This window comes from Caldicellulosiruptor hydrothermalis 108 (genome assembly GCF_000166355.1).
In the GTDB taxonomy this organism is placed as follows: Bacteria; Bacillota; Thermoanaerobacteria; order Caldicellulosiruptorales; family Caldicellulosiruptoraceae; genus Caldicellulosiruptor; species Caldicellulosiruptor hydrothermalis.
In genome coordinates this window covers 1,737,040-1,760,609 of record NC_014652.1, presented here as the reverse complement: position 1 = coordinate 1,760,609, position 23,570 = coordinate 1,737,040, and the positions used below count along the sequence as shown (strand labels likewise).

General features: G+C 35.0%; 25 protein-coding genes, 1 tRNA gene and 1 other RNA gene. 19 read left to right on the top strand and 8 right to left on the bottom strand.

Annotated features, from left to right (window positions below; genetic code table 11):
- The first annotated feature begins 24 nt into the window (after positions 1 to 24).
- The 5 genes from nusB (at position 25) to rnpB (ending at position 3,364) form a co-directional block, all read left to right on the top strand.
- Positions 25 to 462 carry a transcription antitermination factor NusB gene (gene nusB, locus CALHY_RS08760; protein WP_083790239.1) on the top strand — a complete coding sequence of 146 codons (438 nt, stop codon included), beginning with the start codon at positions 25 to 27 and terminating at the stop codon, positions 460 to 462.
- A complete protein-coding gene (xseA, locus tag CALHY_RS08755) occupies positions 459 to 1,823 on the top strand; it encodes an exodeoxyribonuclease VII large subunit (protein WP_013403603.1) in 1,365 nt (454 codons plus the stop codon). Before nusB ends, xseA begins: the two co-directional genes overlap by 4 nt.
- Positions 1,816 to 2,076, top strand: a complete 261-nt coding sequence (gene xseB, locus CALHY_RS08750) for an exodeoxyribonuclease VII small subunit (RefSeq protein ID WP_013403602.1) — start codon at positions 1,816 to 1,818, stop codon at positions 2,074 to 2,076. Before xseA ends, xseB begins: the two co-directional genes overlap by 8 nt.
- On the top strand, positions 2,073 to 2,972 hold the full coding sequence (locus CALHY_RS08745; protein ID WP_013403601.1) for a polyprenyl synthetase family protein: 900 nt from the start codon (positions 2,073 to 2,075) through the stop codon (positions 2,970 to 2,972). Before xseB ends, CALHY_RS08745 begins: the two co-directional genes overlap by 4 nt.
- A 39-nt stretch (positions 2,973 to 3,011) precedes the next feature.
- Positions 3,012 to 3,364: RNase P RNA component class A (gene rnpB, locus CALHY_RS13350), an RNA gene on the top strand.
- 73 nt (positions 3,365 to 3,437) lie between these two features.
- On the opposite strand, the gene CALHY_RS08740 is transcribed toward rnpB, so the two are convergent.
- From CALHY_RS08740 to CALHY_RS08730, 3 genes are all read right to left on the bottom strand, one after another.
- On the bottom strand, positions 3,438 to 4,778 hold the full coding sequence (locus tag CALHY_RS08740; RefSeq protein ID WP_013403600.1) for an MFS transporter: 1,341 nt from the start codon (positions 4,776 to 4,778) through the stop codon (positions 3,438 to 3,440).
- Between the two features lie 143 nt (positions 4,779 to 4,921).
- Positions 4,922 to 5,473: a stage V sporulation protein T gene (gene spoVT, locus CALHY_RS08735; protein WP_013403599.1), complete on the bottom strand. Its 552-nt coding sequence runs from the start codon at positions 5,471 to 5,473 to the stop codon at positions 4,922 to 4,924.
- 66 nt (positions 5,474 to 5,539) lie between these two features.
- Positions 5,540 to 5,911, bottom strand: coding sequence for a hypothetical protein (locus CALHY_RS08730; protein ID WP_013403598.1), 372 nt, complete (start codon positions 5,909 to 5,911; stop codon positions 5,540 to 5,542).
- Positions 5,912 to 6,061: 150 nt separating this feature from the next.
- On the opposite strand from CALHY_RS08730, the gene iorA reads away from it, so the two are divergent.
- From iorA to CALHY_RS08685, 9 genes are all read left to right on the top strand, one after another.
- Entirely contained in the window at positions 6,062 to 7,855 is a 1,794-nt protein-coding gene (gene iorA, locus CALHY_RS08725) for an indolepyruvate ferredoxin oxidoreductase subunit alpha (RefSeq protein ID WP_013403597.1), read from the top strand.
- Positions 7,852 to 8,412 (top strand): 2-oxoacid:acceptor oxidoreductase family protein, encoded by a 561-nt coding sequence (locus CALHY_RS08720; RefSeq protein ID WP_013403596.1) that lies wholly within the window; start codon positions 7,852 to 7,854, stop codon positions 8,410 to 8,412. Before iorA ends, CALHY_RS08720 begins: the two co-directional genes overlap by 4 nt.
- A 56-nt stretch (positions 8,413 to 8,468) precedes the next feature.
- Positions 8,469 to 9,716 (top strand): phenylacetate--CoA ligase family protein, encoded by a 1,248-nt coding sequence (locus tag CALHY_RS08715; RefSeq protein WP_013403595.1) that lies wholly within the window; start codon positions 8,469 to 8,471, stop codon positions 9,714 to 9,716.
- Between the two features lie 7 nt (positions 9,717 to 9,723).
- A complete protein-coding gene (locus CALHY_RS08710; protein WP_013403594.1) occupies positions 9,724 to 10,692 on the top strand; it encodes a hypothetical protein in 969 nt (322 codons plus the stop codon).
- Between the two features lie 69 nt (positions 10,693 to 10,761).
- The gene (locus CALHY_RS08705; RefSeq protein ID WP_013403593.1) at positions 10,762 to 11,448 is read left to right on the top strand and encodes a YetF domain-containing protein; all 687 of its coding nucleotides are present in this window, start codon (positions 10,762 to 10,764) and stop codon (positions 11,446 to 11,448) included.
- Positions 11,445 to 11,825 carry a DUF4363 family protein gene (locus tag CALHY_RS08700; RefSeq protein WP_013403592.1) on the top strand — a complete coding sequence of 127 codons (381 nt, stop codon included), beginning with the start codon at positions 11,445 to 11,447 and terminating at the stop codon, positions 11,823 to 11,825. The genes CALHY_RS08705 and CALHY_RS08700 overlap by 4 nt, the downstream gene beginning before the upstream one ends.
- A 75-nt stretch (positions 11,826 to 11,900) precedes the next feature.
- Complete coding sequence (locus CALHY_RS08695) at positions 11,901 to 12,545, top strand: hypothetical protein (protein WP_013403591.1); 645 nt, start codon at positions 11,901 to 11,903, stop codon at positions 12,543 to 12,545.
- 11 nt (positions 12,546 to 12,556) lie between these two features.
- On the top strand, positions 12,557 to 12,952 hold the full coding sequence (locus tag CALHY_RS08690) for a CoA-binding protein (RefSeq protein ID WP_013403590.1): 396 nt from the start codon (positions 12,557 to 12,559) through the stop codon (positions 12,950 to 12,952).
- A gap of 204 nt (positions 12,953 to 13,156) precedes the next feature.
- A complete protein-coding gene (locus tag CALHY_RS08685) occupies positions 13,157 to 13,741 on the top strand; it encodes a Uma2 family endonuclease (protein ID WP_013403589.1) in 585 nt (194 codons plus the stop codon).
- Positions 13,742 to 13,869: 128 nt separating this feature from the next.
- Here the strand turns inward: CALHY_RS08685 and CALHY_RS08680 are convergent, their stop codons facing one another.
- A complete protein-coding gene (locus tag CALHY_RS08680; RefSeq protein ID WP_013403588.1) occupies positions 13,870 to 14,280 on the bottom strand; it encodes a type II toxin-antitoxin system HicB family antitoxin in 411 nt (136 codons plus the stop codon).
- A gap of 350 nt (positions 14,281 to 14,630) precedes the next feature.
- On the opposite strand from CALHY_RS08680, the gene CALHY_RS08675 reads away from it, so the two are divergent.
- Positions 14,631 to 14,810: a hypothetical protein gene (locus CALHY_RS08675; RefSeq protein ID WP_013403587.1), complete on the top strand. Its 180-nt coding sequence runs from the start codon at positions 14,631 to 14,633 to the stop codon at positions 14,808 to 14,810.
- Between the two features lie 424 nt (positions 14,811 to 15,234).
- Entirely contained in the window at positions 15,235 to 16,143 is a 909-nt protein-coding gene (locus CALHY_RS08670) for an ABC transporter ATP-binding protein (protein WP_041723415.1), read from the top strand.
- A 161-nt stretch (positions 16,144 to 16,304) separates the two neighbouring features.
- Here CALHY_RS08670 and CALHY_RS08665 read toward each other — a convergent pair whose 3' ends face one another.
- Together CALHY_RS08665 and CALHY_RS08655 are read right to left on the bottom strand one after the other, a co-directional pair.
- Positions 16,305 to 17,597, bottom strand: coding sequence for an IS110 family RNA-guided transposase (locus CALHY_RS08665; protein WP_013402778.1), 1,293 nt, complete (start codon positions 17,595 to 17,597; stop codon positions 16,305 to 16,307).
- A gap of 750 nt (positions 17,598 to 18,347) precedes the next feature.
- Positions 18,348 to 19,778: an ISNCY-like element ISCahy1 family transposase gene (locus CALHY_RS08655; RefSeq protein WP_013403585.1), complete on the bottom strand. Its 1,431-nt coding sequence runs from the start codon at positions 19,776 to 19,778 to the stop codon at positions 18,348 to 18,350.
- A gap of 164 nt (positions 19,779 to 19,942) precedes the next feature.
- Between CALHY_RS08655 and CALHY_RS08650 the strand changes: the two genes are divergently transcribed.
- Positions 19,943 to 20,734 carry an ABC transporter permease gene (locus CALHY_RS08650; protein ID WP_013403584.1) on the top strand — a complete coding sequence of 264 codons (792 nt, stop codon included), beginning with the start codon at positions 19,943 to 19,945 and terminating at the stop codon, positions 20,732 to 20,734.
- Positions 20,735 to 20,886: 152 nt separating this feature from the next.
- Positions 20,887 to 21,099, top strand: coding sequence for a hypothetical protein (locus CALHY_RS08645; protein ID WP_013403583.1), 213 nt, complete (start codon positions 20,887 to 20,889; stop codon positions 21,097 to 21,099).
- A gap of 39 nt (positions 21,100 to 21,138) precedes the next feature.
- On the opposite strand, the gene CALHY_RS08640 is transcribed toward CALHY_RS08645, so the two are convergent.
- Positions 21,139 to 21,213: transfer RNA gene (locus CALHY_RS08640), tRNA-Thr, on the bottom strand.
- 112 nt (positions 21,214 to 21,325) lie between these two features.
- Here CALHY_RS08640 and CALHY_RS08635 point away from each other — a divergent pair.
- Positions 21,326 to 22,222: a damage-control phosphatase ARMT1 family protein gene (locus tag CALHY_RS08635; RefSeq protein ID WP_013403582.1), complete on the top strand. Its 897-nt coding sequence runs from the start codon at positions 21,326 to 21,328 to the stop codon at positions 22,220 to 22,222.
- 20 nt (positions 22,223 to 22,242) lie between these two features.
- Here the strand turns inward: CALHY_RS08635 and CALHY_RS08630 are convergent, their stop codons facing one another.
- Positions 22,243 to 23,559 carry a histone deacetylase family protein gene (locus CALHY_RS08630; RefSeq protein WP_013403581.1) on the bottom strand — a complete coding sequence of 439 codons (1,317 nt, stop codon included), beginning with the start codon at positions 23,557 to 23,559 and terminating at the stop codon, positions 22,243 to 22,245.
- Positions 23,560 to 23,570: the final 11 nt, after the last annotated feature.

Genomic DNA, 23,570 nt, shown 5'->3' with positions numbered 1-23,570 from the left:
AAAAGGGGTTGAAAATGAAGAAAAATGCACAGAAGAAGGAAGACAAGAGAACTCTGTATGAAGATTTTGTATGCTTACAGATTTGAAGATGATACGCAAGACATAATAGAATTTTACAAAAAGTTTAGAGAATTAAATCAAGATGAAGATTTCAAGGACATAGATGAGAAGTATCTTGAAAGATTATTAAAAGGAGTTATTCAAAACCAGCAGAGAATAGATAACCTTATTGAAAAGTACTCAAAAGATTGGCCACTTAGCAGACTTCCAATGGTTGAGCTTGAACTTATGAGGATGGCTGTGTATGAGCTTTTGTTTGAAGAGGAAGTGCCTGTTTCTGTTGCAATTGACGAGGCTGTTGATATGGCAAGTATATTTGGGATAGAAAAGGCGCCAAGCTTTGTGAACGGTATACTTGGCAGGATTGCTGCAAATGAGGTGAAAAGAGGCCAGAAATCATGATGATAAGCAATATAGTTTCTAAGAAAGAATGGAGTGTTTATGAACTTACAAGCTATTTAAAAAAGAAAGTTGAAATGGATGTGCTTTTGAAAAACATATACCTAAAAGGTGAAGTTATAAAACCTTCAGTTTCAGGCGAGCATCTTTATTTTGAGCTGAAGGATTTAGAATATGATGCAAAGATAAAATGCGTATTTTTTTGGTTTGATAAAAGTGTAGAGATAAAGCATGGCTCAAAAGTGCTTGTAAAGGGCAATGTCATTTTTTATGAAAAAGAAGGGATAATTGAGCTAAAGGTAAGCGAAATCACTGATATAGGACTTGGAGAGCTGTTTGTAAAATTAAAACAACTTGAAGAAAAGCTAAGACAGGAAGGACTTTTTGATTCAAAGTACAAAAAAGAAATTCCACGTTATCCTAAAAAAGTGGGAATAGTCACTTCAAAAAATGGCGCAGCAATCAGGGACATTCTTAATACAATTTATACCCGATTTGAAAACATTCAGGTATATATTTACAGCTGCTCAGTTCAGGGACAAAACGCTCCATATGAGATTTGCGAGGGAATAGAATATTTCAACACGGCAGAGCCTGTTGAGGTTATTATTGTTGGACGTGGTGGCGGCGCATTTGAAGATTTAATGGCGTTCAACAGTGAGATGGTAGTAAGAAAGATATTTGAATCTAAAATTCCTGTTATATCAGCGGTAGGGCATGAGAGGGACTATGTTTTAAGTGATTTTGTTGCGGACATGAGGGCTATAACTCCCACCAATGCCGGCGAAATGGTGGTGAGTTTCCAGAAACAGGCACTGGAGAAACTAAGTGAATATCAAAAGAGAATGAAAAGTGCAATGGAGAAGACATTTAATACGGTCAAAGAGAAAGTAGGAATACTTCAATATAAATTATACCAAAATTCGCCAGCAAATACCGTTGCAAAACGTGCACAGGATATTGATTTGTATTGCCACAAGCTTTCTTTTGCAATTAGTAGAAAGCTCCATGAAGCTCATAGAAATTTGAAGAATTTTGAAAAAAGATTGGCTGATTTGAATCCTGAATCAAGGCTTTTGGTTGCGAGAACAAATTTTGATAACTGTAGCAGAAGGCTTGGGGAAGCTTTCAAGAAGATTTTTCAGCAAAAAGAGTTTGCATATAAGGTCAATCTGGAAAAGTTAATTGCCCTAAATCCCCTGAATGTTTTAAAGAGGGGGTATTCTATAACATTACATAATTCTAAGATTTTGACTACCATTTCGCAGGTAAGTAATGGAGATGAGATAGTTACTCAGCTTTCAGATGGTATAATAAAATCTAAGGTGTTTTTCAAGCAAGAAGGAGCTGAAAGTGATGTGTGAACTGCAAAAAGATATAAAATTTGAAGATGCGATGAAAAGATTAGAGGAGATTGTAAAGAGCTTGGAAGATGGTAATCTTTCTCTTGAGGAGGCTATAAAGCTTTACGAAGAGGGAATTAGGCTTACAAAGGTTTGCAATGATATACTCCGCAGCGTGGAAAAGAGAGTAGTGTTAATTGAAAAACTAAATGGAGAATACATTCAAGATGACATTACCAATGATATTTATGGAGGCTTAGGGCAGAAAGAATGATAAGCAGGGAATTAGAGGAATATATAAACCTTTCACAGAAAAAAGTAGAAGAGCATTTAGAAAAAATTTTAAAAGAAAGGTCTCCAGAAATAATATATCAGGCTATGCGATACAGCGTTTTTGCAGGAGGAAAAAGGTTGAGACCTTTGCTGTGTTTGCTTTCATATCAGATGGTTTCAAAAGACCAAATAGTAGACGAAAAGATTTTGGATATAGCATCTGCAATAGAGCTTATTCACACTTATTCTCTCATTCATGATGATCTGCCAGCAATGGACAATGATGTTTTGCGCAGGGGGAAACCTACAAATCATGTTGTGTTTGGCGAAGCGATAGCCATTCTTGCAGGGGATGCGCTTTTAAATTTAGCAGCAGAAGTTTGCATGGACTGGATATTGCGCTATGGTTGCAGAGAAAACTTGATAAAAGCAGCTAAATACCTTTTCTGGGCATCTGGCGTCGAAGGTATGATAGGCGGTCAGGTTATTGATATAACAAACTCTGGACAGGATATTAAAAGTGAAGAGCTTTTGTTTGAGATGCACTTGAAGAAAACCTCAAGATTGATTCAGGCATCGTGTGTATGCGGAGCTCTTGTAGCAGGCGCAGAAGATGATGTTGTATCTGACTTGGAGGAATACGGGAAAAATCTTGGTCTTGCCTTTCAAATAAGAGATGATGTTTTGGATGTTATCGGTGACAGTAAAAAAGTGGGCAAGAGCATAGGAAAGGATATAAAGGAAAAGAAGAATACCTTTGTAACCTTTTATGGTTTGGAAAAAGCACAGCAGCTTGTTGAACATTATTCTCAGAAAGCCATAGATGTGATAAAAAAGTATGACAATTCAGAACTTCTTATAGAACTTACCAATTATTTGATAAACAGAGAAAAGTAGCAGTTGACATAATTTAAATAAGATTTATAATAGAATATGCGAGCAGGTCGAACGGCTGCGCAAGGGTAGTTTCCCTTGTGAGGAAAGTCCGAGCTCCACAGGGCAGGGTGCTGGGTAACACCCAGTGGAGGCGACTCCAAGGAAAGTGCAACAGAAAAGAACCGCCGTCCATTTTTGCATGGATGGTAAGGGTGAAAAGGTGAGGTAAGAGCTCACCAGCAGTCAGGCGACTGACTGGCTGTGCAAACCCCACCCGGAGCAAGACCAAATAGGGGAACAATGCAGTGGCCCGCTGCGTTCCCGGGTTGGTCGCAAGAGGTCTGATGGCAACATCAGACCCACAGAGAAATAGCCGTTCTCGACAGAACTCGGCTTACAGACCTGGTCGCACAATCAAAAAAAGATAATTCAAAAAATGCCCAAAGCAAAATGAAGCTTTGGGCATTTTTGCATTTTGTATGTTTTTTACGCTCTTTTTATTTTACTTTTGATAACATTCTTGAGGCTCTTTGCACCAGGTTCCTTTACGTTCTTTTTAAGATAAATCACAGCTAAAAATCTCAAAAAGCCTGATACAAAAAATGCGACATGGTATGTGGCTATGTCAAAATGCATGTAATTTTTGAAAAAGGTAACAATGTACGGTGCGATATCTTCTATAAGATAGCCTCCAAGTACAATTGGAATAGCTGTTCCAAATATTGCATTGAACATGTTTATAACACCAACGTACATAGATGTTTGAGTCTGGTCGGATAACTTCAAGATTAAGTTGTTGTTGCTCATATCAATTATAGGCCATAACAGACCCGCAAATATGCTTATTATGGCTACTAAATACTTGTAATTGTTTTCATTAGTGAAACACCACACAATAGGCAACAACGACAAAAGACTTGCTGCAAAAAGGAGCATAGGTCTATTACCTATTTTGTCTACCACTCTTCCTATGTATGGTAATGTGAGTATGGTTACAATGTTGCTTACAATCTGTGTCAGAAGAATAATGTCAAAATAACTCATCTGGAGGTCTTTTATCATGTACATATTAAAATATGGACCTGCAATGCTAAGACCAAAGTTCCAGATTACAAAAAAGACCATAAATTTTTTAAAGTGATGGTTTTTAAGAGTAGAAACAAACATCTTTTTCAAATCGGTTTGTTGTTCTTGAACCTTCATAGGAATATCTTTTACAAAGAAGAAACAAGCTATATCAAGCATTCCCATTAAGGCTGCAAACACAAAAACTATAGAAAATCCTAAAAGACTATTGTACATATCCAGAAATTTACCAATGGCAAGTCCGCTGAGCATTCCAACCATGGTGGAAATTGTTGCTCTTCTTGAAAAGAACCTGCCTCTTATGTGCATTGGAACCAAGTCATTTATCCACGACCAGAAAGAAACGTTTGTGAACGAGTTAGAAATCGAAGATATTGTCATCAATAATATCAAGAAAAATAGCAGAATATACGAGCCTTTTCCTAAAATCAGTGGCAAAATGGCAATCAATGCCCATGGTAGTCTGTGAAGAAATCCGCTTATTAAAAATATGAGCTTTCTTTTTTTTGATTTTTCAAGAAAATAAGAGGCAAAAACTTGTGCCACACCACCAAGCACTGGCAGTGCAAGCATCACACCATACATCAGATCGCCAAATCCTATTGCCTTTGCAAATCCGGCAACTGGTGACCCTGTTGTTACATTGAAAAAAACTATGCCAAATGTGATGCCAAGTATTACAAAATTGAGACTTTTGCGCAGTGAATTGTCTGATGTCAAGTCTGCGTTTAATTTGAACATCTAATGACCCCCAACATGTTGCATTGTTTACGTTGTAGTAAATTAATTTTTTTTTACACAGTTTATTATACTCCAATATTTTATTAAAAAAAACTGTAGGTTTAAAAACCTACAGTTTAACCTTAAAATTTTGTCAAAAACAACTACTGTTCAAGCTGTTTTCCGAAAAAAGATGTTGCAGCTTGAACAAGCTTGTACTCTGAATCACCCATTACAACATTCGGCTGAGTTGAACACATAATCACACTGCCGATTACGCTGCCTTCAGAAAGTATAGGACTTACAATCTGAGCTGTATATCTTGTGGTATCACCTTCTACAATTGGTATGCTGCTCATATCGTTTTCAGATTTCACAACAATGATAGAATTTTCATCCATGACTCTTTCCAATTCTTGACTCAAAGGCTTATCCATATAATCCTTTTTAGAAGCACCTGCAACAGCTATTACTCTATCTCTATCAGTGATAATTATGATATGACCACTCACCTGATGAAGAGTTTCAGCATATTCTTTAGCAAATGCCCCCATTTCACCAATTGGTGAATATTTCTTTAAGATAACCTCACCTTCGTTATCGGTATATATTTCAAGCGGGTCACCTTCTCTGATTTTAAGAGTTCTTCTTATTTCTTTCGGGATTACAACTCTTCCCAAATCGTCAATTCTTCTAACTATTCCCGTTGCCTTCATCTTGTTTCAGCTCCTTTTTTAAATATTTCTATAATTAGTTTTGATAATTCTTTGCAGGCTTATTCTTTACTTTTCTTCGTCAACCTTTTTTATTAAATTTTCCAGCTGGATTTTTCTAAATGCCTGTTTTTTTAACATGTTATTCAAGATATGTTTTGGCAACTTATCTCTGTAATATTTTAAATACCCTTCTGTATAGAGATAGTTTTTAACTAAATTTCTGACTTCATCTTCCCTGTCATGTTCGTTTAGTATTGCTTTCTGAATATTTTCTATTTGCTCTTCTCTTCGTCTTTGCTTTTGAATGACCTGTTGAATCTTTTCGTATGGCAAAATCTCACCATACTCTTCAAGATGACGTTTGGTTCTGGTATAATTTTCAACAAGGTTTTTAAAATGAGCAAATCTGCGTTTGTTTATATGAAGGTCATCTTTCATCGTTTTCACCTTTGAGTAAAATATTCTACTTAGTATTTTTTACAAATGAATATAGTTTTAATCTTAAAAATAATTTTAAATTGAACAAAAATTACTGTATAATAAAGTACAAGTCAACTTTATATATTAGAGAGGGTGATAAATAAAATTATGAAAAAAGTCTTGATGGGCAACGAAGCTGTAGCATATTCTCTTTTTATAAATGGTGTAAATGTTGCCGTTGGATATCCAGGTACGCCTTCAACAGAGGTCATAGAAACGTTGAAAAACTTTCATGATGATGACTTTTATGTGGAATGGTCGACAAACGAAAAAGTAGCACTTGAGATAGCAGCAGGTGCGAGCCTTGCAGGCGCAAGAACTGTGGCTACAATGAAACAAGTTGGTTTGAACGTTGCGGCAGACCCTCTTTTATCGCTTTCGGTTGTAGGTGTAGAAGGCGGACTTATAGTGTTTGTGGCAGATGACCCTGGACCTCATTCCTCTCAGACAGAACAGGACACACGAAACTTTGCAAGATTTTGCAACTTGCCAGTTTTTGATCCTTCTTCTCCAGAAGAAGCATTTGAGCTCATAAAACCTGCTTTTGAGATTTCAGAAAAGTACAAGATACCTGTGCTTTTTCGGATGACAACAAGAGTTTGTCATTCCAACCAGTCAATTGAGTTTGAGTTAAAAAGAGAAAAAAGGAAGATAAAAGGGTTCGAGAAAAAGCCAGACTGGGTTATTTTACCGGCACTTTCGTACATAAAACATATGGAACTTGAACAAAAACTTCAGGACATGAAAAAAGAGCTTTCTGCTTACAACAGAATTGAAGGTAGAGGAAAAATAGGAATTGTAACAGGTGGGGTTTCATATTTTTATGTCAAAGAAGCCATAAAAGGTTTTGAAGATTTGTTTTCAATCTTAAAGATTACAGTTGCACATCCCTTAGATGAAGGATTTATATTGGAATTTGCAAAGGATAAAGAAATGCTAATATTCATCGAAGAGCTTGACCCTGTTTTGGAAGAAGAAGTTAAACTTATACTTTTTGAAAATGGAAAATTTATTCCTATATACGGAAAACGAAATAGTTATGTTCAGTTTGCAGGTGAACTTGATGTTGACAAGGTAAGGGACATTTTTTACAAGGTACTTTCTGACAAGCGATTTTTAAAGAAAAATACATTTGGGGATGTTTTGCAAATTCCAAAAAGGCAGGCACAACTTTGTGCTGGCTGTCCTCACAGAAGCTCTTTTTTGATTGTAAAATATGCAGCTAAGGGCCAAGATGTAATCTTCACAGGGGATATTGGCTGCTACACACTTGGGTTTGCTAAACCCATTTCAACAACAGACACTTGCCTTTGCATGGGAGCAAGCATTACAATGGCGCAAGGTTTTAAAATTGCAGATGGTTCAAAAAAGGTCATTGCCTTTATAGGAGATTCAACCTTTTTTCACAGCGGTATTACAGGCCTTGTAAATAGCTACTACAATAGGCACAATATAACCGTATGCATTTTGGACAATCTGACAACTGGCATGACAGGGTTTCAGCCTCATCCTGGGACTGGAAAGAAGATTTATGGGGAAGAAGGGAGAAAAGTAAGCATTGAAAGTCTTGTAAAAGGAATAGGTATTGAAAAAATTTTGGTGATTGACCCTTACTCAGATTTCACAGAAAATGTAGACAAAGTAAGAGAATTTTTAAATAACGACCAACTTGGTGTTATAGTCTTTCGAAGAGAATGTGCCAACCTAAAATCAAGAGAAAGTTACTTTAAAATAAATCAGAACTGTTTGAAGTGTAGAGTGTGTTTGAAAGTAACAGGTTGTCCAGCAATAGATGAGGATGAAAATGGTAATATCTTTATAGATTCAGCTTTGTGTAATAGCTGCGGACTTTGCAAGAATTTTTGTCGGTATTCTGCAATTGAAAAGGTGATGGTAAAATGAATGATATTATAATAGCGGGAATAGGTGGACAGGGGAATATCCTGCTTTCAAGGGTGGTCTGTCAACTTTTCATGAACAAGGGTTTTGATGTAAAATCAGCTGAAAACATTGGAATGAGCCAAAGAGGCGGTTCTGTTGTGAGTTATATCAGGGCAGGAGATGATGTAGGACCAATCGTACCAGATGGTAAAGCTGACATTTTAATTGGACTTGAGATGAGTGAAGCTGCAAGAAATGTTAACAAAGTTAATAAAGATTCTTTAATTGTTTTAAATGACAGGTTTGTAAGACCCAAAAATTCAGATTTAAAAAAGCAACAAATACTCAGATTTTTTGAGGAAAACTTTCCAAAATTGAATATAATAAATGCCCATGACATTGCTTTTAAATTGAATATGCCAAAGGCAGAAAATATTACAATGCTTACTTTGATATGTAAAGAAGAAATTTTGCCTTTTTCAAAAGAAGAGATTTTGATAGCTTTAAAGCAGGTTTTGAGCCCTAAGATGTACGAAATGAATAAAATTCTGGTTGAAAAGATTTATGAAAGATATTAAAATCTTATATATTAGCAATCAAATTAAGAAGAGAAAAGAAGAGAGGAGAAGAGATTATGGAAAGTGTTGAGATGAGAGAAAATGTCAATGAACTTTTCTTGAGCCAGCTTGAAAATGTCTTTAAAAACAGCCCCTTTTATCAAAAAAAATTCAAAGAAACAGGGGTAAAACTTAGTGAGATACAGGATTTAGATGATATCAAAAAACTTCCATTTACAACAAAGGAAGAATTAAGAGATGCCTATCCCTTAGGGCTTATGTCTGTAGATGAGAAAAAGGTTGTGAGAATCCACTCTTCATCAGGTACAACCGGAATGCCAGTAATCATTCCTTACACTCGAAAAGATGTTGATGACTGGAAAGAAATGATGAAAAGATGTTATCAGTTGGCAGGTGTCACAGAGCTGGACAGAGTCCAGATAACTCCTGGCTACGGGCTGTGGACAGCAGGTATTGGGTTTCAGCTTGGTGCTGAGTTTCTGGGTGCAATGACAATTCCTATGGGGCCAGGAAATACAGAAAAACAGCTTCAGATGATGGTGGATTTAAAATCAACAGTCATTGTTGCAACTTCATCTTATGGGCTTTTGCTTGCTGAAGAGGTAGTTAAAAGAGGGTTAAAAGACAAGGTACATTTGAGAGTTGGAATATTTGGATCTGAGAGATGGGGAGAAAAACAGCGAAAAACTATTGAGGAGTATCTGGGTATAGAGAGTTTTGATATTTATGGGCTAACAGAGATTTACGGACCGGGAATTGCGATAGATTGCAAAAAACATACAGGTCTTCATTATTTTGACGATTTTCTGTATTTTGAAATAATTGACCCTCAAACAGGAGAAAATGTTCCTGATGGAGAGTTTGGTGAACTTGTCATTACCACCTTGAAAAAAGAAGGTGCTCCTCTTATAAGATACAGAACAAGAGACATCACACGAAAAATTCCGGGTGAGTGCAGCTGTGGTTCTAAGTATCCACGTATTGACAGGATTGTTGGTAGAACTGATGATATGATAAAGGTCAAAGGTGTTAATATCTTCCCTGCTCAGATAGACACATTTTTGAAGGATGTAGATGGTGTTGGAAGTGAATATCAAGTGATTATAGAGAGGATTGATTACAGGGATAAACTTACATTAAAGGTTGAGGTTAAAGATGAATATTTTACTTCTGAGATGAAAGAGTTAATCTCTCATGAGTTTAAAAATAAGATAGGAGTATCGCCTGAGGTCATTTTGTGCAGGATAGGTGAACTTCCTCGAAGCGAAAAGAAGACAAAACGCATATTTGATTTGAGAGGCTGAAAGTAAAATGATAAAGAAGATTAAGACAGGTAGGGGGAAGCAGCTGCTTTCCTCTATTTTGCTTGTTGGAGTTATTTATTTGTTGTCTCCAACCACAGTTTCGTACGACAAACTCAGTGCAAATAGATTACTTACATGGCTTTTTGCTCTGCAGATATTTGTTTATTTTGGAGTGGCAATTACCGTTTCATTTGTGCTGAGAGTTCTCAGAGCAAAATATTCTCAAAAGGTTTGCTCTTTTATATTTTATCTCTGTTTAAACGATATGCTTGTTTTGACTATGCTGCTTACAACTTTGCATATTATGTTCATGCTGTCGGTAGTAAATACAATAGGAGTTTCATACAAGTGGATAATAAAAGGAATAAACTTTTCTATTGTGCTTTCTGTCGCAGACATAGTCATAGTCATTGTCTGTTTTTTGAAGTTGTATAAAAACAGCTATCCCATCAATTTTCTCAATGCACTATTAAAAGGTTTGAAAAGAGATTTACAGGAGAACAATAAAGAAAAAGTCGGTGAAAAACTTTTAATTTTGAAGGAGTTTCTTAAGAGTTACCCTTTTCAGTTTAACTATAATCTTTTAGAACCTATATTCGCAAATGATGAAGCCCTCAGGATTTTATCACAAATAAAAAATGAAGATAAGTATTTAACAGGGATTTTTGAGCTTATTGTTTCTCTATTTTTTCACCTTTTAAATTCTCATGAGTTAAAAAGTGCTTACAAGATATTTGGAATAATCCTGGAATATAGTAATAACATACATTTAAAAAGAAGGATGAGGTTTTTAATCTATGAAGGAGTAGAAAAAAGAAAAATCTTCTATCTGATAAAGTGGATTGAAAGAAGTAAAAGCGAAGATTATTTTGCTTCAAAACCCCAACTTTTTAAGAAATATCTGATTACAATTGGATTTTGCAGACCCAGCAAGAAATGGAACAGGAAAGCAATGTACAGAAAACGCAAAAAATAAAATTGAGAATAAAACCCCTTCTCTTTGGAAAAGATAGCAAATAGAAATTCCAAAGAAAGGGGTATTTTTATGGTTATAACCATTTTTATTAGAACGTTAATCTTGTATGTATTGGTTGTGTTGGTTATGAGACTTATGGGGAAAAGACAGATGGGCGAACTTCAGCCGTTTGAACTTGTCATTACAATAATGATTTCTGAGCTTGCGGCTGTTCCAATGCAAAACACAGGTGTACCTCTCATAAACGGTATCATTCCTATTTTAACCCTTTTATTTTTGCAAACGTTAATCACATTTGGAAGCTTGAAATCTGATTTTATAAAAAGACTTGTGTGTGGAAGCCCTACCATTTTGATAGCAAAAGGAAAAATCTTAGAAGATGCACTAAGGAAAACGCAGTATAGCTTGAATGACCTTATGGAACAGCTGAGAATAAAAGGATTTTTCAATATTCATGATATAGAATACGCTATACTGGAGACTGATGGAGATATCTCTGTGATTCCGAAGTCTCAAAAAAGATATGTTACTCCTGCTGATTTAGGGATACCAACAAAGTATGAAGGAATTCCTATAAGTGTAATTGTCGATGGCAAGATAAAAGAAGAGTCTTTGAAATATGCCAATTTAACATTGGAGCAGGTGCTCACAGAGATTAAAAAAAGAGGAATAGATAGCGTACAGGATGTTTTTTTTGCCTGCATTGATCCTGAGGGCAACTGGTTTGTTCAAAAAAAGGAGGGAAAAAACAAGTGAAGGTATGGGCTACAGTTGCAGGTTTTCTCATTTTAGTAATTGTACTTATGCTAATTTCAACGCATATAATATTAGGTGCTGCTGACAAGATTGAAAGTGACCTGTCTGGATTGTATGAAAATGTTATTAAAAACGACTACAAGTTTGCAAATTCAAATTACCTTGATATAGTAAAAAAGTGGGGTGAATACAAAAAAAGCTGGGCGATGCTAATTGAGCACCAAGAAATAGATAAGATAGACGAAGAGCTCACAAAAATAAAAGAATATCTTTTGGAACAAGACAGAACTCTTTTGCTCAGCGAGATAAGTCTTCTCAAGTTTTATATTCGTCATGTCAGGGAGATGATTTTACTCAAGATTGAAAATATTTTTTAAAAATTTTTTAATACAAATGTGCGTTTGAGTGGTATATAATATATAAGAAATGTTTTTTGAATGGAGGGGAGAGCCATGAAAAGGTACGCTTTAGTTATGGGCTACTCCTTTGAGGAATACGACATTGAAAACGGCAACGCAGGTTTTGCTTACTTTTTCGTAGAAGACTTGAAAGAGCTTGAAAAAGACAAATTCACTAATATTCCCTACAAAGATTATAATGAGTTTGCAATAAAATTTAAAGAGGCAGCTTTAGCAGAAAAGTTGGATACTTATTTGATAGATAATATTATTGAAGCCTGCGTCGATATTTCCCGGATAATATATCCGTCGGATAGATTCTTCTCTGTTATTACCTATAATGTTTCAGAAGGGTTTAAAGAGCTTATGTATGAGACAAAGGCGAACGAGTTCAAGATTATATTTGACAGGAAGTCAAACTTTGTTGAAATAAGAGGAGAAGGTGTTTTGCGTGACCCGGTGGTTGTGAAAGAATACGATATTGTTGATGCTGTTGATGAGTTCTTGTTTGAGTACAGAAAAGAAAATGTGAAGCAGTTTATGCTCAGCCTTAAGAAAATGTATAAAGACAAGTACGGTGAGGACCTGAGGATGAATGTTGTGGGTAATAAACTTTTGATTTCAATTGGGAAAGACACGTTTGAATTTGACGATAGCAGGCTGGATGTGGTTTATAACTTTATTATGAGCAGAAAATGAGGTGGAAAGATATGAATTCAGAAGCTATTGCGTCAGCGTTGAGTTTTAAAAACTGGGCTGTGGTTGGTGCAACACCAAACAAGCAAAAATATGGATACATGGTCTACAAAAAGCTCAAAGAGAAAGGCTACAATGTGTTTGCTATAAATCCTTTGTATGATGAGATTGAGGATGACAAGGTATACAAGACGTTGTTGGATTTAAATCAGAGAATAGATTGTGTGAGTATGGTTGTTGCACCAAAAAGAGGAAAATCATATATTGAACAGGCAGCCAAAATAGGAGTAAAGTATGTTTGGTTTCAGCCAGGAGCCGAAAGCAGTGAGCTTGTTGAGCTATGTGAGAAGAATAGTATAGTTCCAATTTATAACGCATGTGTTCTGGTTGCGTTAAACCACAAAAAATAACTTTTAAAAGATTTACCGCCATCTGTGTTGTAAATTCAAATAAGATGGCGGTTTTTGTTTTTAGAGTATTTTGAGTAGGTGAAGATGAAGACAAACTTTTTACAATGTGATAGAATATTTTAAGATATGTAATTCCATTATGGAAAGTAGAGCTGATAAATGATTTAAATCTTATGAACAAAATCTAAGAAAAAGGTGATTTAAATGGAAGCAAGGATACCTAAGGTTTATACCTATGCAGATTACCTTGAGCTGCCTGAAGACGCAAGGGTAGAGCTTATTGATGGTGTTATTTATGATATGGGCCCTGTACCGTCAAGGGTACACCAGGAAATTGTAATAGAGCTTGCAACATTGATAAAAAATTATCTCAAATCTTCTAATAAGTCCTGCAAGTTATACACAGCTCCGTTTGATGTTGTCCTTGTAGAGGAAGGGCAGGATGAGAGCAAAGCAACAAATGTTGTCCAGCCTGATATATCAATCATATGTGATAAGAAAAAACTTACTACTGAAAGAGGCTGTGTTGGAGCTCCTGAGATGATAATTGAGGTTGTATCAGAGAGCAATTTTTCACATGATTATATCCGAAAACTCAATCTTTACACACAGTTTAAAGTCAAAGAATATTGGATTGTAAATCCAAACAACCAAACAATTTTGGTATACAGACTCAAAGACAATGAAGATTATCTGCCGCCAGAAGTTTACACCTTCAGTGACAAGGTCAAGGTTTGTATCTTTGAAGACCTTGAAATAGATTTTGCCCTAATCAAAGAGGTGTTGTAAAAACTAACAAATTTACTTTCTTTTCCTTTTTGCCGAGGAATAAACAAAGCTAAAGTAATGAAACTCAGTTATCTGTTTGAGAAGCCAAGAATTAATGGCTTTTAAAAAAAAATGAGAAGTCAGTCCTTCTAATTACGGTCTTTTATACCGAGCTTTTCTTTTAAGGCTTGCTGTAAAACTTGAGAAAAATTAATATGAGCTTCTTCGGCAGCTTTATTTAACCACCTTGGTAAGGTTACAGTCTTATTTACACTTTTGTTTGCCATTTCTTCTCTCACTGGTGGCATATAAACAACAATTGGAACAACAAAAGCACCTTTTGGAATATCTAACTTTTCAGGTGGAGTAGGTTCAGGGATTTCCTCGTTGTCTTCTTCTAAGCCATATAAATGTAATTCCAAAGCATCTTTAGCCATATATAAAGCTTCTTCAAGTGTTTTGCCTTCTGTTATGCATCCAGGTAAATCGGGGAAAGTAACACGATATCCACCGTTTTCACTCGGTTCAAAAATAGCTGGGAAAATGTATTTATCTGCCATTATCTAACTTCCTTTCTGTCTAACTTCATACCATCCATCTTTTTTGAGTATTTTTTATTAATTCCTTTGGTTTCAAGTTCACCTTCTCCTTCTATAGCTGTATTATAACATGTGTTAATTACAGGTGTAAAAACTTTATATCAGAAATTTTAAGAATAGTTTTTTTTAACTTTTATAATGCCATAAGTATTAATGTGCTATGTTGAAATTATGTAAGAAAATAAAAATAATGTATCTAAATCATAAAAAGAAGGGTAAAGAAAAAATTTTTAATGGGAATTAAAAGGGACAGCTTACATTTTTGGAGAATATATAAGTAGTATTACATTTTATTAGGGGAGGTTTTTATTATGATTGATTATAAAAATACAAATGATAATATTACTCCACAAGAAAGTATAAAAAAGTATATAAGAATTTTTCTGTTTGATGAAAATGGTGAACCAATTAAGTATGAAAGAAAAGATGGTTTTTCTAAAACCGTAGATGATGGTTTTAAAGATTTGGATCTAAAAAGAGGATTGGGCTAAAATATACCTTTATCAGACATAACAAATTATTGAATTATTTAACGGTAGAAAATATACCGTGGTTAAGAGGATATTTATGCCATGTTGTCCCGTATGTTTATGGCTTTATTTAAAAGAAATTGAATAGGTGAGTGAGCTAAATATGTCTTTTTTTTTCGATGAAGTTGTTGCATAGAAGAATGTAACTATTATAAGAAAAAATATCTATGGGAGAGATAGAGAGATATTTCCTTGTGATAAAATTTCAAAAATACGAGAACACAAAAACACAAGGGATACAAAGTATTGATGTTAAAGATTTTTGAATATCTTTTTTATTGAGAAACTATCTCAAATCTTATGAGTTTTGAGAAAATCAAATAAAAGAGGAAGTATGATAAATACACACAACTCATTAGGCAATATGTTTTTGGAGGAGATAGAAATGAAAGTAATAATCACAGAAGATTTAAGTAAAAAATTCAAAAGTTTTATAGCTGTTAATAAAATTAATATTGAGATAGAAGAGGGAGAAATTTACGGATTTGTAGGCTTGAATGGTGCTGGAAAAACTACAACAATACGAATGTTGCTTAGAATGATGAAACCAACTGATGGAAAAGTATTTTTGTTTGGAAAGGATATAGCTAAAGGTTTTGAGCAGTGGAATGATATAGGATACATAGTAGAATCCACATATGCTTACCCTAATCTTACTGTTAGAGAAAATCTGGAATTATTTTTTATGTTAAGGAAACTTAAAGAAAAGACACTTATAGATAACATTATAGAAAAATTGAAACTTAATGAGTATCAGAATATACTTGCAAAAAATTTATCACTTGGTAACTTACAAAGGTTAGGACTTGCAAAGGCGTTAATCCATAAACCTAAATTGCTAATTTTGGACGAACCGCTAAATGGATTAGATCCTATTGGGATAATTGAAGTAAGAGAAATGCTGAGAGAGCTTTCTCAAAATGGAACTACAATTTTTGTTTCAAGTCATATTCTTGCCGAGCTTGCAAAGATAGCAACAAAAATAGGAATTATTCATAGGGGAAAACTTGTAAAAGAACTAACATCTGTGCAATTAGAAAAGCAACTCAAAAAGAGATTAGTGATTTCTACAAAAGATAATTATAAAGCTATAGAACTATTAAAGCAAAAAGGATGGGTACCGTCTATAAACACCAAAAATGAAATTGAAATTTTAGATGAGAGAGCATTAAGTAGATCTGACGAAATATGTAAGTTCCTAACAAATAATGGCTTGCCTCCGTATAAACTCTATCCTTTTGAAGAGGATTTAGAATCTTTCTTTATCAGAAACATAAGAAACGAGACCAGCTAATTAAAGTCAAGAGTTTTTTAAAAAATTTTTGATAACATTTTATGGTAGAAAATTCTTTTAAAAGGGTATAAGAAGGTAAGCCATCCATTAGAAGTTGACATAACATATGGAGGCTGAGCACATATTATGGTTAACTAATGTTTCATTAATAAAACAACTATTTATACGCAATAAACAGCAGTGTTATTAAAGCATCTTCGAATATGTTCCTCAGGAGTTCTAAGTTCAAAAGGTTTTTTATCACGCATAACAGCAAAGATGATACAAATAATTTTTCTCATAACAGCGCCTAATGCAACTTTTTTAGGCTTTTGTTGGCATTTTTTCTGATAGTATTCGAATAGCACAGGATTACAAGGCTTAGAATCTCTTTTGGTTCTGATATTAGCAAGAGCAATTGTAAATAAGATTCTTCGCAAGATTTTAGAGCCACGTTTAGACATTTTGTTTTTTGTGCCGACAAATTGCCCGGATTGATTTACGGAAGGATCAATGCCAAAGAAGGCAACAAGTTTATTGGGTTTTGAAAATTTTTCGAAATCACCTATTTCAGCAAGGATAGTTGCAGCGGATAGAAAACCTATGCCGGGGATAGATTGAAGAAGGTTAATATTTTCGGATATAGAAGGCTGAGTCTGTGAAGACTGCTGAACAAGTTGATTTATGGATTCAAAAATTTTGTCGATGTTTTGCTGTAAAGTTAAGACCATGTTAATATAGACTTTAAGCATAGTAACATTTGCCAAGTTGGAGATAGAAAAAGACTTAAATTCTTTAGCTTTTGCAATGAGTAGTTCGTATTTTTCTTTAGCCCATTGGTAGCTTTTTTTAGAAGTTTGCTGAATGATGGAAATAAGTTTTTCGGTGTCAGCGCCCAAGATATCGTTTGGAGTGGGGTAGTTTTCAAGTATAGCCAAAGATGTTTTAGAGCAAATGTCAGGGAAGACCTCTTTGAAATTGAGCATAATTTGGTCGACGACAGAAGTAAGTCTATATTTGTAAGAGGTTAACTCATCGCTGAGGTTGTAATACTGACGGCATAGGTTTTTCAAGCAGTCAAGGATTTCAGATGAAGGTTGTGCTGTAGTAGAGTTAGTAAGTCTGAAAGTTAAGGCAATCCACAGGGCATCAATTTTATCATTTTTTACTTTTCTAACTCCCGCATTTTTGATAGAATTAGATTGGATGGGGTTGATAATTGCAACATCCCAGCCATTAGAAGTAAAGAAGCGGGAGAGGATTTTGTGGTAATGCCCTGTGGCTTCCATGACGATGGTAGGGCGAGCCGCGAAATCCTCTTCAACTTTTTTAAGGATTTCGATAGCCCTATCAAAGTCAGAGGGATTGTTGTGATGGATAGTCAAGCGAGCGATTATTTCATTTGTAGGAGAGATAACCACCATTTCGCTGAAATATTTAGAGACATCAATCCCGGCAATAGGTTTTAAGTTCATGGCGTAAGACCTCCTCGTAAGTAGTTTTAAAATTGAATTAGGGCATGAGTTTTCCATTCCGAGCGAAGGTAAGTATACAACCTTGCAAGTGATACGAGGAACCAGCTTTAATTAGGTTTTAAGCTGGCCTCAACCAGCCAAATAGTTTAGACTTACCTGGAATGGAATAATAGTCTCGTTTGCGGGTAAGCGGGATTTAAAAATCCGCACCCAGGGGGGTAAGGACATTAAATTCCATGCCCAGATAGAAAGAATTATATCAAAGTTAGCAAGGCTGGCAAGAGGCCAGCGTTAAAGATAGTGTTTAAAAAGTGGCTAAAGATTAGAAGCCACAAGCAGCGAGAAGTGATTTTGCGCTGCTTTCCTCTCAAAGAGGATGGATTAGAAATGTTATTTTAGTCGATGCGTCTTAAAATCTTATGTTAACCGAAACTTTGGTTGTTATTTTATTGGAATTTTTTTGATGTGTCTTACGAAAATAATTATAGGCGTTTGCAAAATAGGTGGTGATTGAAGGTAAAAGGCACCAATACTAACATGAAATACAATCAAGATACAAAAAGAAAAGAGAAGTGAAAACCAAATATTATCAATACCAACAAAAATAATCAGCAACAAACATATGACAAAAATTAACAACTTCAAAAAAGACAATAATATCCTAAGCCTTCTTAACTCCTTGTTTTAGAAGGTTAAGTAAAAACAAAACCAGAAATTTTTTGTAAGAAATAGATTTAAAAAATAGTAGTATTAAGCGATAAGTTTTTTGAGCTTGTTAAGTTTTTTGATAGTCAATTTAGAGCAATAGAGTTTGATATTGTGAGCGAGAATAAACAAGAGCGAGAAAGTAATGGCAGATAGCAAGAAATCAGAGAAAATAGAAATATGGTCATAAGTAGAGATAGTATCAGAGCCCATGTAGGATTTCAGGTGGTAAATAGTCTGCTCTACAGCGACACGTTTTTTGTAGAGGTCAAAAAACTCTTGTGAATTTCTGTTGATACCTGGGAAAGAGCGAAAGTTATCTGGGTATGTATAGAACATTCTACCCGATTTAGAGGTAGTACAAGGCTGAGGGCAAGAGCAGATGCGTTTGCCATCTTTGTATTGTGACATAGGGCAAGTCCATTTAAGGCGCAAAGAGCGATTTTTACCCTGACATTTGCCTTCGGGTTTAAAAGGTTTGTTGAACTTTTTGCAGATAGGGATACCATCTTCAGAAATAACGATATTGGGGTCTGATGTAGGTGTAGTATTTTTAGAAGCTCTTGTATTTAGTGGAATAACGATTTTGGAGAAGTTAAAGGTATTTTTTAAAGTGGAGTATATGTTGTGGGAATCCAAAGCACTGTCGGCGATGAAAGTGGAGAAATTTTTGGGGATATAAGAGAATAAAGTTTCGAGCGAAGGAATTAAACCTTTAGAGTCGGAGATAGCTTTTGCTTCTTGTGGGTCAGAGGAAGGGGAATCATAGTTAAACAGAGGTACTAAAGCTAAAGGGATACCGAGAGCGTTGGCAATGACTGCAAATTTTAAAGCCCAGCAGAAATGGCCATTTACAAACATAAGACGGATGTTAGAATTAGCGTTAGCAGTTTTAGGCAAAGAAGAATAAACGAGAGAGTAGACTTTTTCAGAGGGAAGTTCAGGGTTAGCTTTTGAGGTATTTTTCAGCAGTAGATGAATGAATTTAGGATTGTTTTCACGAACCTTTGGGACAATACCTGTTGTGTCGAAGATTAAGATTGAAGAATCTTGAGGGCATTGTTGGATGGAAATATTATGTGCATGGATAGAGATATTTTGAAAAAGTTTATGGATTTCACTTGCAAATATTTTTCTAAAGCGAGAGAGAGTAGAGATAGAAGGGACATTGCCATGAAGATTACAAAATGAGCGAAGTTCGAATGAGTTGAGTAAGACAGCACGAAGCTGAGTTAAAGTATTGAGTTTGAGCAATTTTTGGACGAGGAAGCAACAAAGCATAGATTCTAAAGAAAAGTATCTATGCTTACCGAAATATTTGTAGTAGGCATTGTAGAAAGAAGAAGGTATATAATGTGACAAGTCAATGAATTTATTGAACAAGCCCAAGAGGCTTTCAGGCTTGTAGAGAGCCGAAGCCTTTAGGTGGGAGAATAGGTCTATGAAAGAAAGTTGTTTAGGTTTGGTGTTGAACATTTTGGAACCCTCCTCATAGTAGAAAATTTGTTTTATATAATCATATTTTACTACAATTATGAGGAGGGTGACCAGTCTTTTTTGATTCTATGTAAAGCTTGATAACGCTCATCTTGAGCGTTTTTGCAAAAGGCTAAAAATAATTATACAAGGAGGAATGAATAATGGCAGATATTTTAATAGCAACTATTGTTGAATTAAAAAAACTTAAGAGATCGATAATTGTGTGGATAGTTTTTATGGTCTACGCTTTAGTACCCATAATGGGTGGTGTTATAATGTACTTCATAGAAAATCCCAATTTGATTCCAGAATCAAGTATTTTAAGAATAAAAACTTCAACGCTTTCCATACCCGTAGATTGGGTTTCGTATCTTGGTACCTTTCTTACTCAAGGAACTGGGTTGGTTGGAATAATTGCATTTGGGTTTGTTGCAAGTTTTGTTTTTGGTAGAGAATACTCAGATAATACTTATAGAGATTTGCTCTCTTTACCTATTTCCCGCTCTGTTATCTTAAACTCTAAATATATTGTCTATCTTTTGTTGTGTGTTATGCTGGCAATTTCAGATTTAATTTTAAGCTTTGTTGTTGGCTTAATTTTAAAATTACCCAGATGGGATTATGATATCATATTATCAATTGTTAAGAAATATTTTGTGGTAGTAAGCATGGTGATAAGTCTCGGAACACCAATTTCGTTTTTTGCTTTACGAGCACGAGGATATTTGGCACCACTTGGTTTTCTAATAATGGTATTATTATTGGCAAATTTTGCACCCTACCTTGGATTTGGTCAATATTTCCCGTGGACCATTCCAGCAATTTATTCTGGAATGGCAGGTGAAGAACTTAGGAGAGAATTGAATATTTTAAGCTATGTGTGTCTTTTAATCACTTCGTTAGGTGGATATATATTGACAATATGTTGGTGGAACCAGGGGGACCAAAGATGATAAACATATAAAAGGGTAGTGTCAAAAAGTTGTAGAAGGTTTTTTGGGCGATATTTACTCTTTTTGTATTTATTATGGAATTGTATTGTTTTTGAAAGAAAATTAAAAAATGGAGAATACTATATTTAATTAATTTTGAGGAGAGTGTTGATATGGATATTAAAGATTACAAACAAACTTTAAAAGATTTTAACTATAACCCACATACAGATAGAGCTTACTTAATAGTGTATAAAGATTGCCTTGATCATGTCCAAAAATCGTTTTTATTTTTTATTCGTCCAACATACCCTCCGCCTCGCTTGTTTTTCAGCTTTGCAAATTTCTTGCTAATCCATAATGCAAAATTCTATAAAATTTTATGATACGTTATAAGACGAAATATCTTGATTTTCTAATATTTTTGGAGCTCCATGGGGGATTCGAACCCCCGACCGGTCGATTACGAATCGACTGCTCTGCCACTGAGCTAATGGAGCGTGTGTGACATATACAATTATAATATTCTTCTTGACAACAAATCAAGAGTTATTAATACTTTATTTTGTAGCTTGGCTAAAGAATTTAACTTCCAAAGGAGTGAGCTTTAAATTGAAGAGCCTTGTTGATTGCATTCACTGCTACCTAAAACAGGCAGTTTCATGTATGGAGATGATAAAAGTTCCCGATGAAAAAAAGATAGAAGTGCTCTATAATCTTATGGATTTCGTAAAAACTTTGGAGCCTTCTGCCTCACCAGCGTATAACTCTTCACTTGTATTGCTAAAGACATATGAGTTTATAAATAATCCAGACCCATATTATGAAGCGAAAAAATCCTCGAACAAATTGGCACTTGAACTGTATCCAAGAGTGAAAGAAAAAGTCGAAACAGCTGATGATCCTCTTTATGAAGCGTTGAAAGTTTCTGTTGCAGGCAATGTTATTGACTTGGGGATTCAGAGAGATTTTGATATTGATAAGGAATTGGAACACGCGTTTGATTTTGGATTTTGGATTGATGACTATCCTCTTTTAAAGGAAAAGATTGAGAAGGCAAAAGATGTAGTGATTGTCGGTGACAATGCAGGTGAGATTGTGTTTGATAAGGTATTGGTAGAAATCTTGAGAGAAATGGGGAAAAATGTTTATTACATTGTAAAGTCTGGACCTGTTCTCAACGATGCCACAAAAGAAGATGCAGAGGAAGTTTCTATGAGCAGAATAGCAAATGTTGTTGAGAGCGGAGCAGGGCTTTTGGGAGTCCCAAAAGACTTTGTTTCTGAGCAAGTCAAAAATCTTATATCTACTGCTGATGTGATTATTTCAAAAGGGCAGGCAAACTTTGAGACTGTGGATGACTTTGAAGATGTTCAAGCCAATGTTTTTTATCTTTTGAAGATTAAGTGCGAATATTTAGCCAAAAAACTAAAATTCAAGCAGGGCAGCTTGGTGCTCATAAATGGTGAAAAATTAAAAGAGAGAAAGCAAAAGTATCTTTTAATGTAAAACAAAAAACATAAAAATTTTTATAATGGCTTTCTAAAAAACTCAAAACTCTTTTTATCCTGCAAAAGTATATGAGAATAGTCTCCAACCTCAGTATTTTCAAAGAGCTTGTGACCTTCATTTTCGCAGTCATTACATGCGTCGTGTGGAATTACTATGGCTAAAACCCTATATCCCAAACAAAGGGAGTCTATTAATATTAGACCTGAGCATTTTTTGCAGATCTTTATTTTTTCAAGCTGATTTTCTCTGAATCCCATTGTGTCATAATAAATAGATTTTTTTCTGACATAATAATCTTGATTTGCCATTTTGATGTTGTATTCTCTTTCTTCCTTTGATTTCCATATACTGTATACATGTTCACAAAGCCGTTTGATGTAATCAGTTGTTCTTTGAGACTGTTTAAGTCTTTCAGGATTGTAGTCAGGTTCTTTTATGTTCGAATAATCAATACCCGCAAATGCAAATATTATACCCAAATTGACGTAAGGAAGAGCACTTTCAATAGAATACCCGCCTTCTAAAACAGAAATATTTGGACTTAGCTTTTCTGTAAGTTTTGCATACCCTTGAGCAGAAAAGTTCATGTTTGTCAGTGGGTCAGAATAATGGTTGTCCTGCCCTGCTGAGTTTATTATGATATCAGGCTTGAATTCTTCTAAAACAGGAATGATAAGATTGTCTAAGCAGTACAAAAATCCTTCATCAGAAGTATAGGGTGGCAAAGGCAGATTCAAAGTATAACCAATTGCTGATGGTCCCCCCATTTCGTCAGTAAAACCCGTGCCGGGATATAGGGTTGTGCCATCTTGGTGCAGAGAAATAAACAAGACATCTTTGTCGTTCCAAAAGATATCCTGCGTTCCATCACCGTGATGACAGTCAGTGTCTATTATTGCTATCTTTTTAATTTTATATTCTTTTCTTAGATATTCCACCATTATCGCCTCATTGTTTATAATACAAAATCCTCTGTCGCCATATGTTATTCTGTGTGCATGATGGCCGGGTGGTCGGATGAGAGCAAATCCTTTTTCCACTTCTTTTGACAGAACCTTTTTAGCAATAGTTATTGCTGAGCCTGCAGCTATCTTGTGAGATACGGTAACAATTGAAGAAATAGCGGGGATGCAAAAATGGGTCATCTCTATATATTTTGACTCAATCATTTCGGGATTGTAAATTTTTATATTTTCATAGTCAAAAAGCCCCTCTTCTTCTATCTGGTCAATTGTATACAAAAGTCTTTCTTCTCTTTCAGGATGCGTTGGAGAAATTCTCCAGTCAAAGGCAGGAAAGAGTATGAGCCCTAAACTATTTTTTGCTTTTAACATCTTGTTTCACT

Excerpts from the sequence above, each read along its gene's own strand:
- nusB (WP_083790239.1), top strand. The coding sequence starts at position 25 with ATGCACAGAAGAAGGAAGACAAGAGAACTCTGTATGAAGATTTTGTAT.
- xseA (WP_013403603.1), top strand. The coding sequence starts at position 459 with ATGATGATAAGCAATATAGTTTCTAAGAAAGAATGGAGTGTTTATGAA.
- xseB (WP_013403602.1), top strand. The coding sequence starts at position 1,816 with ATGTGTGAACTGCAAAAAGATATAAAATTTGAAGATGCGATGAAAAGA.
- CALHY_RS08745 (WP_013403601.1), top strand. The coding sequence starts at position 2,073 with ATGATAAGCAGGGAATTAGAGGAATATATAAACCTTTCACAGAAAAAA.
- CALHY_RS08740 (WP_013403600.1), bottom strand. The coding sequence starts at position 4,778 with ATGTTCAAATTAAACGCAGACTTGACATCAGACAATTCACTGCGCAAA.
- spoVT (WP_013403599.1), bottom strand. The coding sequence starts at position 5,473 with ATGAAGGCAACGGGAATAGTTAGAAGAATTGACGATTTGGGAAGAGTT.
- CALHY_RS08730 (WP_013403598.1), bottom strand. The coding sequence starts at position 5,911 with ATGAAAGATGACCTTCATATAAACAAACGCAGATTTGCTCATTTTAAA.
- iorA (WP_013403597.1), top strand. The coding sequence starts at position 6,062 with ATGAAAAAAGTCTTGATGGGCAACGAAGCTGTAGCATATTCTCTTTTT.
- CALHY_RS08720 (WP_013403596.1), top strand. The coding sequence starts at position 7,852 with ATGAATGATATTATAATAGCGGGAATAGGTGGACAGGGGAATATCCTG.
- CALHY_RS08715 (WP_013403595.1), top strand. The coding sequence starts at position 8,469 with ATGGAAAGTGTTGAGATGAGAGAAAATGTCAATGAACTTTTCTTGAGC.
- CALHY_RS08710 (WP_013403594.1), top strand. The coding sequence starts at position 9,724 with ATGATAAAGAAGATTAAGACAGGTAGGGGGAAGCAGCTGCTTTCCTCT.
- CALHY_RS08705 (WP_013403593.1), top strand. The coding sequence starts at position 10,762 with ATGGTTATAACCATTTTTATTAGAACGTTAATCTTGTATGTATTGGTT.
- CALHY_RS08695 (WP_013403591.1), top strand. The coding sequence starts at position 11,901 with ATGAAAAGGTACGCTTTAGTTATGGGCTACTCCTTTGAGGAATACGAC.
- CALHY_RS08690 (WP_013403590.1), top strand. The coding sequence starts at position 12,557 with ATGAATTCAGAAGCTATTGCGTCAGCGTTGAGTTTTAAAAACTGGGCT.
- CALHY_RS08685 (WP_013403589.1), top strand. The coding sequence starts at position 13,157 with ATGGAAGCAAGGATACCTAAGGTTTATACCTATGCAGATTACCTTGAG.
- CALHY_RS08680 (WP_013403588.1), bottom strand. The coding sequence starts at position 14,280 with ATGGCAGATAAATACATTTTCCCAGCTATTTTTGAACCGAGTGAAAAC.
- CALHY_RS08675 (WP_013403587.1), top strand. The coding sequence starts at position 14,631 with ATGATTGATTATAAAAATACAAATGATAATATTACTCCACAAGAAAGT.
- CALHY_RS08670 (WP_041723415.1), top strand. The coding sequence starts at position 15,235 with ATGAAAGTAATAATCACAGAAGATTTAAGTAAAAAATTCAAAAGTTTT.
- CALHY_RS08665 (WP_013402778.1), bottom strand. The coding sequence starts at position 17,597 with ATGAACTTAAAACCTATTGCCGGGATTGATGTCTCTAAATATTTCAGC.
- CALHY_RS08655 (WP_013403585.1), bottom strand. The coding sequence starts at position 19,778 with ATGTTCAACACCAAACCTAAACAACTTTCTTTCATAGACCTATTCTCC.
- CALHY_RS08650 (WP_013403584.1), top strand. The coding sequence starts at position 19,943 with ATGGCAGATATTTTAATAGCAACTATTGTTGAATTAAAAAAACTTAAG.
- CALHY_RS08645 (WP_013403583.1), top strand. The coding sequence starts at position 20,887 with ATGGATATTAAAGATTACAAACAAACTTTAAAAGATTTTAACTATAAC.
- CALHY_RS08630 (WP_013403581.1), bottom strand. The coding sequence starts at position 23,559 with ATGTTAAAAGCAAAAAATAGTTTAGGGCTCATACTCTTTCCTGCCTTT.